Genomic DNA, 14,912 nt, shown 5'->3' on the forward strand with positions numbered 1-14,912 from the left:
CCCGGCTCGAAGGCGACCGCACACCGCGCCGGCCGTCCGGCATGCTCACGCGCAATCCACCACACCATGGGTACCGCTTCCTGCTCCTTTCCTTGTGTCCCGCTTCTCTGTGCCGCTGTTCGGTCGTCCGGTCGTCCCGGTCTTCTACGGGGCTTCAGTGGCTGAGTCGGGCGAACCGGCGCAGGGCCAGCGGGAAGAACACGGCGAGCAACGCCAACGGCCAGAGCACGGCGGGCAGAACATGCCCGGAGGAACCGCCGACGCTGCCGAACAGGTCCCGTACCGCCGTCGCGGTCTGGGACATGGGGTTCCACTCCACGACCGTGCCCAGCCAGTCCGGCATGGACGCGGGCGTCGCGATGGCGTTGGACAGGAAACCCACCGGCCAGACCAGGATCTGCACGGCCTGCACCAGCTCCGGTTTGCCGGCCACCAACGCCAGATGGATGCCGATCCACAGCATCGCGAACCGGAACAGGAGCAGGAGTCCTACGGCGCCGAGGAAGCCGCCCACCGTGGCGTGCGCCCGCCAGCCGATCGCGTACCCGACGCCGATCATCACGACGAGGCTCACCGTGGACTGAAGCATGTCCGCCGCCGAACGACCCACCAGAACAGCGCCGTTGGCCATCGGCATCGACCGGAACCGGTCGATCACACCCTTGTTGAGATCCTGGGTCACCGCGAGCACCGTGCTCTCCAGGCCGAAGGCCATGGTCAGCGCGAGGATGCCCGGCACCAGGTAGTCGATGTAGTCGCCGCCGACGTTCCGGCCGCCGCCGATCAGATAGCCGAACATCAGCAGGATCATCACAGGGAAGATCACGCCGACGGCCACCCGCACCGGTTGCCTGCCCCAGTGGGCGAGTTCACGCCGGGTCATGGTCCAGGAATCGCTCAGCGCGAAGGCCAGACCACCATCGCGCTCGGACACCGCGTCCGTCGTGCCCACCGCGCTCATACCGCCTCCCTGGTCCGGGTCCCGTCCGTCGACCGGGCCTCCTCGGAACGTCCCGTCAGCCGTAGGAACACCTCGTCCAGCGTGGGCCTGCGCACCGCGATGTCCTCCGCCTCGATGTCTGCGGACTCCAGCGCCCGCACCACCTGGGTGAGCGCGCTCATCCGGTCGGTCACGGGCGCGCTGAGGCTCCGGCGGTCGGTGTCGACCGTGACCTCGTCGGCCGGGAATGGCATCAGCGCCACCGCGTCGGCCAACCGGCGGGCATCGCGCAGGACCACGTCGATGCGGTCGCCGCCGGTGCGGGTCTTCAACTCGTCGGCGGTGCCGTCGGCGATGACCTGCCCGTGGTCGACCAGCGAGATCCGGTCGGCGAGTTGGTCGGCCTCCTCCAGGTACTGGGTGGTCAGCAGGACCGTGGTGCCGCGCCCGACCAGTGAGCGCACCGAGGCCCACACTTCGGCCCGGCCGCGCGGGTCGAGGCCGGTGGTCGGCTCGTCGAGGAAGAGCACCTCCGGCTCGGTGATCAGCGAGGCGGCGAGGTCCAGCCGGCGCCGCATGCCGCCGCTGTACCGCTTGACCTGCTTGTCGCCGGTGTCGGCGAGGTCGAACCGCGCCAGCAACTCGTCGGCCCGGGCACGTGCCCGCCGGGCGCCGAGGTGGTGGAGGCGGCCGAACATCTCCAGGTTCTGCCGACCGCCGAGTTCCTCGTCGAGTGCCGCGTGCTGGCCGAGCAGTCCGATCCGGGCCCGCACGCGGGCGGCGTGCGTCGCCACATCGAACCCGGCGACCCTCGCGCGGCCCGAGTCCGGCCGCAGCAGCGTGGTCAGAACGCGGACCGCCGTCGTCTTGCCCGCACCGTTCGGACCGAGGAGGGCGTGCACGGTGCCGCGTCCCACCCGCAGGTCCAGCCCGTCCAACGCGGCCTTGTCCCCATCCCCGTAGCGCTTCCGTACACCCTCGACTTCGATCGCGTCGGCCATGTGTCCCCTCCGCCTTGTGTAGTCAAGCTTGACTACTTCTCGCCGGGCAAGGTAATGCCCGCGCTGCGGATTAGTCAAACTTGATTACCTCGGAGCGGCTCCGCCTACGGCACTTCGTGTCACTGCGAGCGGGTGATGGCCGCGCTCAGCCTCGTCATCGCTGCCCTCGCCCTCGCCGTCGCCGTCGCTGTCGCCATCGCCGCAGGCGTCGGCGACGTAGACACAGAACTGGAGGCCCTGCTTCAACTGGGCACCGTGCACTGGCATCAGGCCCTGCGTCTTCTGCGAGACGCGCTCGAATCATTTCGCGAGCCGGGTGACCTGCGGACGCGCGCGGACTCCAGACTGCGCCTACTGGCTCGGCGTATTCACCTTCTTCCCGAGTGGTCGGAGGCGGTCGCGGAACCCGGACGCGCCCGGTCCGGAATGGCAACTGGGCTGGGGGGCATGGGAGATGCCGCTTCTGAAAGGGGCTAGCCCCGATCTCTGTCGTGCCGCCAGAAGGAACGCCCGGCCTGATTCAGGCGGATCCCTGCAAGGAATTGATCGCCGCCAGCGCCCAGAGGAGCGCCAGGGCTCCCAGGATCAGGATCAGGATCCGGAACGGATCATCCTGGTCGCCCACGACAGGCATATGAACCCTCTGGCCGGTACAGAAGCTCCACGCTGTCGCCCTCTGACAGTGGGCTGCGCAGCGCGTGTGCTCCGCCCTCGCCGACGACCTCTTGGCCGTCACCATGAACTCGCCAGGCATTGCGCCCCATCGCCACGCTGACGCCGGTGAGGCCCGCCACGAGCAGCGTCCGCACCATGAATTCCCCCATACGAGAGCCTTGGTTGCCTCCGTCGTCCGTCCCGAGCGCGCGTACGGCGGTTCAGTTCTCGTCGAGGTCGAGGTCGAGGTCGAGGTCGAGGTCGAGGTCGGGCTCCGGTGATCGCTGTCCCCGCGGGATCCCCGCCTCGGACGCGCCGCGTCCTCATGAACTCGGGTACCGCATTTGCAGGACAGTCCTTGAGGGGCGACGTTTACCTTCATGGATGAATCTTGGCAGCTGGTAGGGGAGACTGCGGTTGAGCCGTTCAATGTTGAAGTTTAACTTTCCAGTATGTGCTTTCTTCGGTAGGCTTCCTTTCTCTGGGGGTGGAGTGGACGGCACTGAATTACCGAACAAGTGCAGTCATCTGTTCAGGCTCGCGTTGGGTGATGATCCGGGTCGGTGGCGTCAGGTTTTTCCGGGTGATGTGGAATCCTTTCGCTCCTTCTGGTACAGGCCGAAAGACTGCGAGAGAACATTTCTCACCGGTCGGCTGGTGGACGACAAGCTGCTGCTCGATGTCACCTCGGCGCCCTGTGACATCAAGATAGAACATCGCGAGAGTCGTCCAGAATTTCCGAAGAGAGCGTTATGGGTGCTCGCCCACGTCATCAGCGGCAGCGTGGTCGTGGAGCAGGGCAGCCGCACGGCGGTGCTCGGGCCGGGCACTCTCTGGATCTGTGACCTGGGGCAGGAGACCGGGCTGCACACCAGCGTCAACGCACATCTCTCGCTGATCAGTCTCCCCTGTGACGAGCCCGCCGTGAACACCACGCTTTTCGGCAATACGGCCATCAGGGCCATCGCCGGAGGGCCGGGAATCAGCAACGCGACGGCGAGCCTCCTGCGGACCGTCACGGCGGATCTTCCCCAGTTCAGCGAAGACTCGATCCGTACCGCACATCGATCGATAGGGTTACTGCTCCACTCGGCCCTGCACGATTGTCGCCGCGGTGGTGACCTGTGGACCGACGGTCAGGAACGGAATTTCGTTCTGAATGTGCTGCGGTTCATCAGGGACAACCTGGCGGACACGGAACTCGGTCCCGCGATGATCGCCAGGCACTTTCACATATCACTGCGTCAATTGCATCGTATCTTCGAAGGCGAATGCCGAGGCGTCGCGCACGAGATTCTGCATCAGCGGATCGACCACTGTGCCCGGGAACTCCGGGACCCGGCACAGCGGCACATGAAGGTGAGTCTGATCGCGGCCCGCTGGGGAATCACCGACGCGTCGAAGTTCTCACGGCAGTTCCGGTCCGTCCTGGGCGTGTCCCCCAGGGAGTACCGCGCCGGCCACGGGACCGGCTGAGCCCCGCGCGGCTCGGCCCGCCGTCAGGGCCAGGGCGTGGACGGGGCAGAGCGCGACGGCCCGGCGCGTCCCGGGGGCCTCGGCGGCAGACGGTTCGGGGACGAGGACGACGACCCGGCCGTCGTGCTCGGCCTGATCGAACACACCGGGCGCGACCCGTACGCACAGACCTCCGCCGACGCACACGTCCCGGTCGGCGGTCACCCGCACCGCTCCGGCCGGAACGGCCGCCGTCACCAGGTCACCCGCAGCGCGCTCAGGCCGAACACCAGGCTGGAGGCGCGGAACTCGACGTCCTCGTACGGGTCGGCCGGCGCGAGGGCGGGGAAGCGGCGCAGCAGGGCGGGGAAGGCGATGCGCATCGCCATCCGGGCCAGCGGTGCCCCCAGGCAGTGGTGCACCCCGTGGCCGAACGCGATGTGCCCGCCGGGCTCCCGCGTGATGTCCAGGACGTCGGGATCGCCGACCAGGGTGCGGTCGCGGTTGGCGGCGGGGATCGACAGGATCACGAACGAGCCCTCCGGGATGACGGTCCCGGCGATCTCCACCTCGGTCGTCGTCGTGCGCGGCGGCAGCGAGTGCGCGATGGACAGCCAGCGCAGCAGCTCCTCGACGGCGGGTTCGACCCGCGCGGGATCGTCGCGGACCAGGGCCAGTTGGTCGGGGTGGCGCAGCAGGGCCAGGGTGCCGAGCCCCAGCATGTTGGACGTGGTCTCGTGCCCGGCCTGGAGCAACAGCCCGGCGATTCCGGTCAGTTCGTCGGGACGTAGATCGTCGCCGTACTCGCGGGCGAGCATGCCCAGCATGTCGTCGCCCGGTTCCGTGTACGCGCGGGCCACGAGACCGGCCATGTACTCCCGGTCCTCACGGCGTGCGGCGCTCCGCTCCTCCATCGGCAGGGACATGTCCAGCAGGCGCGCGGAGCGGTTCTTGAAGTCCTCGCGGTCGGCGTACGGGACGCCGAGGAGTTCGCAGATCACCAGCATCGGCACCGGCAGCGCGAAGTGCGCCATCAGGTCGGCCGGTTGCCCGGCCCGCTCCAGATCGTCGAGGGCCGCCTCGATGATCTCCACGGTCCGCGCCTCCAGGTGGCGCATCCGGCGTTCGGTGAAGACGGGGATGAGCATCCGGCGCAGCCGGGTGTGTTCCGGAGGGTCGAACCCGAGCAGGTTCCCGGCGCGCATCGCGGTCAGTTCGGCCTCGCTGACGTCGCCGCCGCTGGTCAGCCCGAACAACGGGGTGCGGGCCAGGCTGAACCGGGCCGAGTCCGACAGGACTTGGCGGACGTCGTCGTAGCGGCAGACCAGATAGGCCGGCATCCCGAACAGCGTGGGGACGCGCAGCACGCCCTGGCCGTCCCTCGCCCCGGCCAGTTCCTCGGCCGGGTCCAGCCCGTTGCGGCGCATCTCCAGTGGCAGCAGCTCCGGTGCTTCGGTCATCGCCTCTCCACCATCCCTCGTTTTCGTTTGTCTGCGTTCTGCGTTCTGCGTTCTGTCCGAATTCCTGTCCTGGGGCCGGGACGCGTGGCGCGTCCCGGCCCGGGCCTTTGTGGAAGGAGGCCGGTCAGACGGGGTCGGCGCGGGGCCGGACCGCCCTACACCCGCTCGGAGGCGATGACCAGGTAGTCGATGCTGCCCTCGCGGAAACCCTGGAGGAAGGGCTCCTCGACGCCGGTGCGCAGCCGGGAGTGGGTGCGCAACTCCCAGTAGGGGATGGCTTCTTCGGTGTAGCGCTGCACGTGGTAGGGGACCAGGCCGTTGGCCGTCAGCGCCTCGAAGTAGGTGGAGCGCCGGTGCATGGCGCAGAGGTAGTGCTCGTCGATGAGCCGGGAGGCCTCCGAGCGCGGGTCCACGGCGTCGTTGCGGCACCAGGTGACGGCCACGTACCGTCCGCCCGGACGCAGCACGCGGGCGAACTCGGCGAACGCCTTGTGGATGTCGACGCACATCGTGGTCTCGTTGGACACGATGTGGTCGAAGGTTCCGTCGGCGAACGGTGTCTGGACCATGTTCGCGAAGTGGAAGGCGACCCGGTCCGCGCTGCCCCGGTCCCGGGCCAGGCCCTGGGTGAACTCCACATGGTGGGCGCAGTAGTTGACGCCGTCGACGCGGCAGCCGAACCGGTCGGAGATCATGAAGGACGTTCCGCCGCGTCCTGAGCCGGCGTCCATGACGCGGGCGGTGGGCGGCACGTCCCCCAGCGCGTCCAGGATGAGACCGGTCTCCCGGGTCTCCATGCGGTGCAATTCCTGGAGGATGGCCTCCTCCCGGCGTTCCGCGGGGGTCTCCAGTACCGCGTGGTCGTAGTCGCCGATGCCGTAGTGGTGGTGGTAGAGGCCGTCCTCGGTGCCCAGCAGCAGGTTGATGTCGTCGCTGCGCTTGGCGTCCCAGTAGCCCCGCTGCTCCGTGTCGTGTTCGCCGAGGGTGACTACGTCCAGGTTCGGCATGGGTCCGTTCCTCCAGGGTGGTTCGGGTAGGGGAGAGTTCGGCTGCGGTGGGTCAGACGCGTTCGGAGGCGACGACGAGGTAGTTGAGGGTGCCGTCGCGGTAGCCCTCCAGGAAGTCGTCCTCGACGCCGGTGCGCAGCCCACTGTGGTTGCGCAACTCCCAATAGGGCATGGCCTCGTGGGTGTAGCGCCGGACGCGGTAGGGAACCAGGCCGGATGCCGCGAGCGCCTCGAAGTAGGTGCTCCGCCGGTGCATGTGGCAGACGTAGTGGTCGTCGATCCGCCGGGTCGCCGCCGAGCGCGGGTCGACCGCGTCGTCGCGGCACCAGGTCGTCATGACGTAGCGCCCGCCGGGCCGCAGCAGCCGGGCGAACTCGCGCATGGCCTCGAACGCGTCGGTGTACATGGTCGTCTCGTTGGAGACCACGAAGTCGAACGAGCCGTCCGGGAAAGGGGCCTTGAGCATGTTGCCCAGATGGAACCGGACACGGTCGTCCCAGCCTCGCCTGGCCGCGATCCGTTCGGCGAACTCCACATGGTGCTCACAGAAGTTGACGCCGTCGATACGGCAGCCGAGTTCCGCGGCGAGGGTGAACGCGGTGCCGCCGCGGCCCGATCCGGCGTCCATGCCGCGCGCCGTGGTCGGCACCGGTCCGAGGGTGTCGAGGATCAACCGGACCTGTTCGTTCTCCATGCGGTGCAACTCCCGCAGGATCGACTCCTCGCGCCGGTCGGGGGGAGTGTCCAGGACGGTTCGGTCGTAGTCGCCGATGGCGTAGTGGTGGTGGTACAGGTCGTCCTCGGTGCCCAGCAGCAGGTTGATGTCGTCGGACTTCTTCGCGTCCCAGTGGGCCTTCAGGGCGCGTTCGTACTCGTTGCGCGCGTGGCTTCCGGTCCGTGTGGTGGTGGTCATGTGCCGCCCCTCTGCTTCGGTCAGGTCGGTCGGGGTGAACGCCCGGCGGGATCAGGTGTGTTGTCCGCGGTCCAGGCGATGGACGCGCAGCGCAGCAGGGACATCGCCGACGGCTCGGTGGGATCGAGGCCGACCAGGGCGCGGATCCGGCGCAGGCGGTAGTCCAGGGTGCGCGGATGGATGCCCAACGAGGCGGCGGTGTCGCCTCGTTGGCCGTGGTGGGCGATCCACGCGGTGAGCGTGTCGGCGAGTTTCGCGTCGGCGACCGCCTCGCGGATCAGCCAGGTCGCCTGGCAGAGGGTCGCGGGGTCCGCGCTCAGCACGATGCGCTCGAAGAGCAGTGACCGCGTCGGGTAGCACCCGGCCGGGTAGTCGAGGCGACGGACGCTCGCCATGGACGCCTGGCAGTCCGCGGCTGTCCGGCGGATCTCCGTCATGGCCACGGCGGGGGAGACGAGGGTCCACAGCGGTGCCTCCGCCTCCTGGGCCGCCGCGCGATGGACGGCGTCCGCGGTGTGCTGGTCGACGGCGCCGGGCAGCACCAGGGCGAGGTCGTCGCCGACGAGCGCCCAGCAGACGTCGTCGCCCTCGATCCGCTCGGCGACCCGGCGCCAGACGCGTTCGGCGCCCTCCCCGGAGCCGTCCCCGTGCCGCCGACGGGACAGCAACAGGACCGTGGCCGGGGTGAACCTCGCCGGGTCCAGCCCCGTGGGAGCCGAGTCGGCCGGACTCCCGCACACCAGTGCCCGCCCGATGAGTTCCCGGTCGGAGACGCCCCGGCCGCGCTCCAGCAGGTACGGGTGGTAGGCCGCGGCGGCGCCGTGGGTGAGCGCGAGGACGGCCGGCCGGCAGAACGACACGAAGTCCATCAGGCCGGCCACCGACTCCGGCGGGCACCGCTCCAGGACGTGCCCGAGGGCCGCCCGCACGCCCACCCTCACGACGTGGAGGATCTCGTCGCCCGTGAGCGCGTGGTCCGCGCAGATGCGTGCCGTCTCGCGCAGCGGCCCGGCCCCGGCCTTGCGGACGTCCCCGCCCTCGGTGAAGGCGTCGACGACGTGGGACCACACGGCGTTGAGCGACTCCTCGTACCGTGCGCGCTGCGTGCCGGTGATCCTCGTCTGCGTGGGGACCGCCCGGTCGGCCGCCGCCACCACGGCGGTGACGACCGTGTGCCGGCACGACGTCAGAACCGAGGCGATGGAGCCGGGATCGCCCGGAGTTCCGCCTGTCCCAGCCATGGTCATCCGCTCTCCTCGGTGAGGTCACGCGCAGACGGAGTTCACGACGGGGTGGCCGAGTGCGGCGAGCACCTCGTCGGTCCGCCGGCAGACGACGAGCCGCCGGGCGGTGGCGGGGGTGACGAAGCCCTCCCGGACCGCGTCGTCCAGGAAACCGAGCAGCTGGCGGTAGAAGCCGTCGCCGTCCAGCAGCACGCAGGGCTTGTCGTGCAGCCCCAGATGCGACCAGGTGAGGGCCTCGAAGAACTCCTCCACGGTGCCCAGTCCGCCCGGCAGCGCGACGAAGGCATCCCCCAACTCGGCCATCAGGGCCTTGCGTTGGTGCATGTCGGCCACGACATGGAGTTCGCTCAGCCCCTGATGCGCGGCGCCCTCATGGGCGTTGAGGTTCTCGGGGATGACTCCCACGACCGTTCCGCCGGCGTCGAGCGCCTCGTCCGCGAGCGGGCCCATGAGCCCGACGGTGGCCCCGCCGTAGACCAGCCGCAGGCCCGCCCCGGCCAGGGCCCGGCCCAGCGCTCCGGCCGTACGCAAATAGGTGTCGGCGAGATCCGGCTTTGCTCCGCAGAACACGGTGACGCTATTCACCATCTCAGGAATCCGCCTTCGCTTTCGGAGCGGAACGGGGAAATCCGACGAGACTCGATCGTGTCAGAACCGGGTTCGATGTTCTTGGCATCCGGTGCACACATTGTTGCCAAAGAGTGCCACCGCGTATGTGAGAGGTGAGAGGAGGTGAAGAGTTTCTAAGGCCTATCCCTCGCGTGGCACCGGAGCGGGAAACTGCGCCCTGAAATGTATACGATTCCAGAATTCGAGGCCCCACATGACCGATGCACGCACGGCGGCCGACCGGCGCGGGCGCGCGTTCGCGCTGCTCGCCATGACCCAGTTCGCCGTCGTCCTCGACATCACCATCGTGACCGTCGCCCTGCCCTCGATCGAGACCTCGCTCGGGTTCTCCCGGGCGGGCCTGGCCTGGGTGGTCGACGCCTATCTGCTCACCTTCGGCGGCTTCCTGCTGCTCGGAGGCAGGGCCGCGGACCTGTTCGGCCGCAAGCGGGTGTTCCTCGGCGGCCTGGCGCTCTTCGGTCTGGCCTCCCTGGCCTGCGGCCTCGCCGTGACCGGCGGACAGCTCGTCGCCGCCCGCGCGGCCCAGGGCCTCGGCGGGGCCGTGCTCTCACCGGCGGCGCTGTCCTTGGTGGCCGTGACCTATCCGCAGGAGGCGGAACGCAACAGGGCCATGGGCATCTGGGGCGCGGTGGCCGGGGCCGGCGGGGCCACCGGAGTGGTCCTGGGCGGCCTGCTCACCCACGGCCTCGGCTGGCAGTGGGTGTTCTGGGTCAACGTCCCGCTCACCCTCGGCGGGGCCCTGCTCGGCATCCGCCTCATCACCGACGCCGACCCCGGACGCGGCGCGCCCTGGCGGGAGTTCGACGTCCTGGGCGCGCTCACGGTCACCGCCGGACTGTCGGCGCTGCTCTACGGCCTGATCCGGACCGGTGAGCACGGCGTCGGCTCGCCGCTCACCGTGTCCGCGTACGCGGCCGCCCTCGCCCTGCTCGGCGCCTTCGCCGTCGTCGAACTTCGTGTGCCGGTACCGCTGATCGACTTCGCCGTCTTCCGCTCCCGCACACTGTCCGCCGCCAACGGCATGATGCTCGCGTTCATGGCGGGCGTCGTGGCCACCAACTTCTTCGTCACCCTCTACGCCCAACAGGTCCTCGGCTACGGCCCGGTCGGGGCCGGCCTGTCGCTCCTGCCGCTGGCTCTGGGACAGGTGCTGTTCGCGCGGCTCGCCCCGCACGTGTCGACCCGGCTCGGACTGCCGGGGACACTGCTGGCCGGGATGGCCGCCGCGGTCGCCGGCTTCGGCTGGTTCGCGCTGCTCAGGCCCGACGGCTCCTTCACGGCCGACATCCTCGGCCCGGCACTGCTGGTGTCCGTGGGCGGCGGCTTCGGCTTCGTCGTGCTGATCGTCCTGGCCGTCTCCGACGTCGCACCGCACCGGGCGGGCCTGGCCGGCGGGCTGATCAACATGTCGCAGCAGCTCGGCGGCGCCCTCGGACTCGCCGTACTCGCCTCCCTGGCCACCTGGTACGCCGAGGACCGGGTCCATCACGGCACCCCCCTCCATCCGGCGCTCACGGACGGCTTCCGACTGGGCTTCCTGGCCGCCGCCGTACTCGTCCTGGCCGCCGCCCTCGGCACCGCCCTGGCCCTGCGAGCCCGCGCCACGACGGCCCGGACACCGGCTGCCGACACTCCCTCGCAGCCGGTCCCCTCGCCCTGAGCCGTCGTACCGCAAACCCCGGCGCTTTTACCGGAATGTAAAAGCGCGGAAGCCGATTGTGCCTGCGTGAGCATTGCGCACACCGAATTGGTTTCATAGGCTCGGTATCTGCCGAACACCCATCCACCGGACGGCGCCCGCAGGGCACACCTCCGGGATTTCCGAGGGAAACAGGATGACGACATCCACTGCATTCGGCTACGACGACCTCCCCGATCTCATCGCCCGAATGACCGGCGACGAACGCCACGATTTCTCGTCCTCGTCGACCAAGGAAGTCCTCTGGGTGCTTTACGACCGCGTACTCGACGTGGGGCCCGACCGCACCGACGACGAGGACCGCGACCGCTTCCTGCTCTCCAAGGGCCACGGCCCGATGGCGTACTACGCCGTGCTCACCGCGAAGGGGTTCCTGCGCCCGGAGCAGTTGAGCGGCTGGGCCGCCTTCGACTCCCCGCTGGGCTTCGCCCCGGACCGCGCCAACGTGCCGGGCGTCGAGATGTCGGGCGGTTCCCTGGGCCACGGACTTCCCCTGGGGGTGGGAGTCGTCCTGGGCCTGCGGATCCGACGGCGCACGAAACCAAGGGTGTTCGTACTGATCGGCGACGGCGAGTTCGACGAGGGCAGCAACCACGAGGCGATGGCCTACGCCGGACGGGCCGGCCTCGGCCAACTCACCGTCATCGCCCTGGACAACGGAACCGCGAGTCAGGGCTGGCCGGGCGGCATCGACCGGCGGTTCGCCGCCGAGGACTGGGACACGGCCGTCGTCGACGGCACGGACCACGACGAGATCTTCGCCGCCCTGACCCGGGAACACCCCGACAGGCCGCTGGCCGTCGTCGCCACCGTCAGCCGCTAGCCGCCATCTGTCAGGAGGCGAACACCATGAACTCCCCCACCGCACCCGCCACCCAGAGCGTCCCCCGGGACATGTGGAGCGCGTTCGGCCGGGCGATGTCCGGCGCGCTCGACAGCGACCCGCGGGCGGCCGTCGTACTGGCCGACATCGGCACCCATCTCTTCAAGGACGCCAGGCGGAAACACCCTCAGCGGGTGATCAACGTGGGCATCAGGGAGCAGCTCATGATGGGCGTGGCCGGCGGCCTCGCGATGTGCGGTCTACGGCCCGTCGTGCACACCGTCGCGGCCTTCCTCGTGGAACGCCCCCTGGAACAGATCAAGTTGAACTTCGGGCAGCAGAACGTCGGCGCCGTCCTCGCCAGTTGGGGCGCCTCCTACGACCTCTCCGAGTTCGCCTTCTCCCACTTCACCCCCGGCGACGTCGCGGTCCTCGACTCGATGCCCAAGTGGACCGTCCACGTGCCGGGCCACCCCCAGGAGGCGGGCGAGCTGCTGCTGCGGTCCCTGCCCGGCGACGACCGGGTGTACCTGCGGCTGTCCAGCCAGACCAACAAGGAGCCGCACCCGGTGTCGGCGTCCTTCACCCCGGTCCGACGCGGCGCGCGCGGTGTCGTCCTCGCGGTCGGCCCCACCCTCGACCGGGTCCTGTCGGCGACCGAGGGGCTCGACGTGACCGTGCTCTACGCCTCGACGATCCGGCCCTTCGACACGGCCGGACTACGGGCCGCCGTCCGCTCGGCGACCGCCGCCGATGTCGTCCTGGTCGAGCCCACGCTGGCCGGCACGTCGGCGCACCACGCGGCCTCGGCCCTCGTCGACGTGCCGCACCGGCTGCTCGCGCTCGGGGTCCGAAGGGACGTGGAGGTCCGCAGCTACGGCACGCCCGAGGACCACGACTTCCGGCACGGCCTGGACGCCGCGAGCCTCGGCAAGAGCATCCGCTACTTCCTCGGCCTCTAGAGCGAGACAGCACCAGGGAAAGCCGTTCCCCGCGCGGAGAGAGAAGGGGTCCCATGCAGGCCGAGCGCGTGCGTACCAGGTCGAAAGTCCACGCGATCGTGGGCCCGACCGGAGTCGGCAAGAGCGCGGCGGCGACCGAGCTGGCGTCGGCCACCGGTGCCCCCGTCCTGGTGGCCGACCGCATCCAGTGCTTCACCGACCTGGCGGTGACCACCAGCCGGGCCACCGACGAGAACGCGCACGGCGTCCACCGGATCTGGCTCAGCGACCGCACCATCGGCGACGGTGACATTCCGCCGGACGACGCGGTCGACATGGTGGTGACCAGGCTCGGCCAACTCGTCGCCCGCCACCGGCTCGTGGTCGTCGAGGGCGGCTCCATATCGATCATGCTCGGACTCGCCGAACGGATCGACGACCTGCCGTTCCCCGTCACGATCCAGGTGATGCGCATCACCGACCCCGACGGCTACCGGACGCGGCTGCGCGCACGGGCCCGCCAGATGCTGCTGCCCGACCGGTACGGCAGAAGCCTGCTCACCGAGTTCGCCGCCGTGTGGGCCGTACCCGCCCAACGCGTCTTCCTCGCCGCGCTGCCCGGCCCGGACCGCATCCTCGACTGGTGCGAGCGGCACGCGATCGAGCCGGGGAGCGTCGACCGTGTCGCGTTCGCCCCGGCGATGCTCGACGCGTTGTCGCGCAGCATCGGCGACCGCCACGCCGAACACGGCTTTCTGCAGGACCAGATCTTCTCGGAGGTCTTCGATTAACGTCACCGAACTTCCCCGTACCGGCGGCCTGTGGTGCACCGACGACGCTCAACTCGCCCGTGCGGCCGACGACTTCGGCCACTGCGTGCACGCGCGGCCGGCCGCGGTCCTGCTGCCCGCCTCGACGGCCGACATCCAGGAAGCGGTGTCGTTCGCGGCGGCACGCGGACTGCGGCTCGTCGCCCGCGGCGCCGGGCATTCGACGTACGGGCAGAGCCAGGCCGCGGGCGGGATCGTCGTCGACATGACGACCCTGGCCGCCGTGCGTGAGGTCGAGCCCGGTCACGCCGTGGTGGCCGCGGGGACGCTCTGGTCGCAGGTCGTCGACGCCGCCCGCGCCGGGGGACAGACGCCCCCGGTGCTCACCGACTACCTCGCGACCACGGTCGGCGGCACCCTCTCGGTGGGCGGATTCGGCGGCGCGAGCCACCGCCACGGCGCGCAGACCGACAACGTGACGGCCCTGGAGGTCGTCACCGGAACCGGCGAGCTGACGACCTGTTCGGCCACGGAGAACCGCGACCTGTTCGACAGCGTGCGCGGCGGCCTCGGCCGCTTCGGCGTGATCACGGAGGCCACCCTCCGGCTCACCCCCGCGTTCGACAACACCCGCTGGTACAAGCTGTGGTACGACGATCTCGCGGTGTTCCTCACCGACCAGAGCCGGCTCGTGGCCGAGGCCCGATGCGCCCATGTGCAGGGCAGGATCGTCCCGGCCGGGAACGGCTCCTGGCGCTACCGCGTCGAACTGGCCGAGCACTACGACCGCCCGCACCCGCCCGACGACCACGAACTGCTCCGCGGCCTGCGCCACACGCCCGGCACCGAGGAGACCGAGGACCTCACGCACGCCGACTTCCTCGACCGCATGGCGGACGGGGAACGCAGGCTCCGCGCGGCAGGCGACTGGTTCCACCCCCACCCCTGGCTCAACCTCATGCTGCCGAGCGGGACGACGGAGTCGTTCGTCCGCCGCGCGCTCGGCACACTGACCGGGGAATCCCTTGGCCGGGCCGGACTCGTCCTCGTCTACCCGCTGCCGACACGGCACCTGGCCACGCCGCTGGTCCGCAGACCGGCCGGCGCCACCGCCTTCATGGTCGCGCTGCTGCGCACGGCCCGCCCCGGCACCCAGCACACCTCCATCGCGGCCAATCGCGCCCTCTACGGCCACGCGCTGGCCGCCGGCGCGGTGGCCTATCCGACGAACGCCCTGCCGATGTCGCCCGAGGACTGGCGTCGGCACTACGGCCCCCGGTGGCCCGACGTCGTACGGGCCGGGCGTCGGTTCGATCCGCGCGGAGTCCTCGCGCCCGGACACGGAACACAGGCCGGCTGAGCGGCCGGTCTGCAC

Annotated in this window: 15 protein-coding genes; 6 read left to right on the plus strand and 9 right to left on the minus strand. The window is 70.1% G+C overall.

Annotated features, from left to right (window positions below; genetic code table 11):
- Window positions 1-154 precede the first annotated feature (154 nt).
- The 3 genes from ACIQPR_RS15875 to ACIQPR_RS15885 all read right to left on the minus strand — a co-directional run bounded on the left by ACIQPR_RS15875 (window position 155) and on the right by ACIQPR_RS15885 (window position 2,208).
- Window positions 155-961: an ABC transporter permease gene (locus ACIQPR_RS15875; protein WP_403647790.1), complete on the minus strand. Its 807-nt coding sequence runs from the start codon at window positions 959-961 to the stop codon at window positions 155-157.
- Window positions 958-1,941: an ATP-binding cassette domain-containing protein gene (locus ACIQPR_RS15880; protein WP_403647793.1), complete on the minus strand. Its 984-nt coding sequence runs from the start codon at window positions 1,939-1,941 to the stop codon at window positions 958-960. The genes ACIQPR_RS15875 and ACIQPR_RS15880 overlap by 4 nt, the downstream gene beginning before the upstream one ends.
- 84 nt (window positions 1,942-2,025) lie before the next feature.
- Entirely contained in the window at window positions 2,026-2,208 is a 183-nt protein-coding gene (locus tag ACIQPR_RS15885) for a hypothetical protein (RefSeq protein ID WP_403647796.1), read from the minus strand.
- Window positions 2,209-3,252: 1,044 nt separating this feature from the next.
- Here ACIQPR_RS15885 and ACIQPR_RS15890 point away from each other — a divergent pair.
- Window positions 3,253-4,071, plus strand: a complete 819-nt coding sequence (locus tag ACIQPR_RS15890; RefSeq protein WP_403647799.1) for a helix-turn-helix domain-containing protein — start codon at window positions 3,253-3,255, stop codon at window positions 4,069-4,071.
- On the opposite strand, the gene ACIQPR_RS15895 is transcribed toward ACIQPR_RS15890, so the two are convergent.
- The 6 genes from ACIQPR_RS15895 to ACIQPR_RS15920 all read right to left on the minus strand — a co-directional run bounded on the left by ACIQPR_RS15895 (window position 4,003) and on the right by ACIQPR_RS15920 (window position 9,262).
- Window positions 4,003-4,308 (minus strand): ferredoxin, encoded by a 306-nt coding sequence (locus ACIQPR_RS15895; RefSeq protein ID WP_403647802.1) that lies wholly within the window; start codon window positions 4,306-4,308, stop codon window positions 4,003-4,005. The two genes, ACIQPR_RS15890 and ACIQPR_RS15895, sit on opposite strands and share 69 nt — an antisense overlap.
- Entirely contained in the window at window positions 4,305-5,510 is a 1,206-nt protein-coding gene (locus ACIQPR_RS15900; protein WP_403647806.1) for a cytochrome P450, read from the minus strand. Before ACIQPR_RS15900 ends, ACIQPR_RS15895 begins: the two co-directional genes overlap by 4 nt.
- A gap of 155 nt (window positions 5,511-5,665) precedes the next feature.
- A complete protein-coding gene (locus ACIQPR_RS15905) occupies window positions 5,666-6,517 on the minus strand; it encodes an SAM-dependent methyltransferase (protein WP_403647808.1) in 852 nt (283 codons plus the stop codon).
- A gap of 52 nt (window positions 6,518-6,569) precedes the next feature.
- Window positions 6,570-7,430, minus strand: a complete 861-nt coding sequence (locus ACIQPR_RS15910) for a methyltransferase domain-containing protein (protein WP_403647811.1) — start codon at window positions 7,428-7,430, stop codon at window positions 6,570-6,572.
- Between the two features lie 20 nt (window positions 7,431-7,450).
- A complete protein-coding gene (locus tag ACIQPR_RS15915) occupies window positions 7,451-8,671 on the minus strand; it encodes a PucR family transcriptional regulator (RefSeq protein ID WP_403647814.1) in 1,221 nt (406 codons plus the stop codon).
- Window positions 8,672-8,695: 24 nt separating this feature from the next.
- A complete protein-coding gene (locus ACIQPR_RS15920) occupies window positions 8,696-9,262 on the minus strand; it encodes a TIGR00730 family Rossman fold protein (RefSeq protein ID WP_403647817.1) in 567 nt (188 codons plus the stop codon).
- Window positions 9,263-9,497: 235 nt separating this feature from the next.
- Between ACIQPR_RS15920 and ACIQPR_RS15925 the strand changes: the two genes are divergently transcribed.
- From ACIQPR_RS15925 to ACIQPR_RS15945, 5 genes are all read left to right on the plus strand, one after another.
- On the plus strand, window positions 9,498-10,964 hold the full coding sequence (locus tag ACIQPR_RS15925; RefSeq protein WP_403647820.1) for an MFS transporter: 1,467 nt from the start codon (window positions 9,498-9,500) through the stop codon (window positions 10,962-10,964).
- A gap of 175 nt (window positions 10,965-11,139) precedes the next feature.
- Entirely contained in the window at window positions 11,140-11,826 is a 687-nt protein-coding gene (locus ACIQPR_RS15930) for a thiamine pyrophosphate-dependent enzyme (RefSeq protein ID WP_403647823.1), read from the plus strand.
- A gap of 26 nt (window positions 11,827-11,852) precedes the next feature.
- On the plus strand, window positions 11,853-12,788 hold the full coding sequence (locus ACIQPR_RS15935; protein ID WP_403647826.1) for a transketolase family protein: 936 nt from the start codon (window positions 11,853-11,855) through the stop codon (window positions 12,786-12,788).
- A gap of 53 nt (window positions 12,789-12,841) precedes the next feature.
- Window positions 12,842-13,558, plus strand: a complete 717-nt coding sequence (locus tag ACIQPR_RS15940; protein WP_403647829.1) for an isopentenyl transferase family protein — start codon at window positions 12,842-12,844, stop codon at window positions 13,556-13,558.
- A gap of 85 nt (window positions 13,559-13,643) precedes the next feature.
- On the plus strand, window positions 13,644-14,897 hold the full coding sequence (locus ACIQPR_RS15945) for an FAD-binding protein (RefSeq protein WP_403647832.1): 1,254 nt from the start codon (window positions 13,644-13,646) through the stop codon (window positions 14,895-14,897).
- The last annotated feature ends 15 nt before the right edge of the window (window positions 14,898-14,912 follow it).

Origin of the sequence: Streptomyces sp. NPDC091280 (assembly GCF_044768565.1) — a bacterium.
Lineage (GTDB): Bacteria > Actinomycetota > Actinomycetes > Streptomycetales > Streptomycetaceae > Streptomyces.

Excerpts from the sequence above, each read along its gene's own strand:
- ACIQPR_RS15910 (WP_403647811.1), bottom strand. The coding sequence starts at position 7,430 with ATGACCACCACCACACGGACCGGAAGCCACGCGCGCAACGAGTACGAA.
- ACIQPR_RS15900 (WP_403647806.1), bottom strand. The coding sequence starts at position 5,510 with ATGACCGAAGCACCGGAGCTGCTGCCACTGGAGATGCGCCGCAACGGG.
- ACIQPR_RS15920 (WP_403647817.1), bottom strand. The coding sequence starts at position 9,262 with ATGGTGAATAGCGTCACCGTGTTCTGCGGAGCAAAGCCGGATCTCGCC.
- ACIQPR_RS15905 (WP_403647808.1), bottom strand. The coding sequence starts at position 6,517 with ATGCCGAACCTGGACGTAGTCACCCTCGGCGAACACGACACGGAGCAG.
- ACIQPR_RS15930 (WP_403647823.1), top strand. The coding sequence starts at position 11,140 with ATGACGACATCCACTGCATTCGGCTACGACGACCTCCCCGATCTCATC.
- ACIQPR_RS15925 (WP_403647820.1), top strand. The coding sequence starts at position 9,498 with ATGACCGATGCACGCACGGCGGCCGACCGGCGCGGGCGCGCGTTCGCG.
- ACIQPR_RS15885 (WP_403647796.1), bottom strand. The coding sequence starts at position 2,208 with ATGCCAGTGCACGGTGCCCAGTTGAAGCAGGGCCTCCAGTTCTGTGTC.
- ACIQPR_RS15915 (WP_403647814.1), bottom strand. The coding sequence starts at position 8,671 with ATGGCTGGGACAGGCGGAACTCCGGGCGATCCCGGCTCCATCGCCTCG.
- ACIQPR_RS15935 (WP_403647826.1), top strand. The coding sequence starts at position 11,853 with ATGAACTCCCCCACCGCACCCGCCACCCAGAGCGTCCCCCGGGACATG.
- ACIQPR_RS15940 (WP_403647829.1), top strand. The coding sequence starts at position 12,842 with ATGCAGGCCGAGCGCGTGCGTACCAGGTCGAAAGTCCACGCGATCGTG.
- ACIQPR_RS15880 (WP_403647793.1), bottom strand. The coding sequence starts at position 1,941 with ATGGCCGACGCGATCGAAGTCGAGGGTGTACGGAAGCGCTACGGGGAT.
- ACIQPR_RS15875 (WP_403647790.1), bottom strand. The coding sequence starts at position 961 with ATGAGCGCGGTGGGCACGACGGACGCGGTGTCCGAGCGCGATGGTGGT.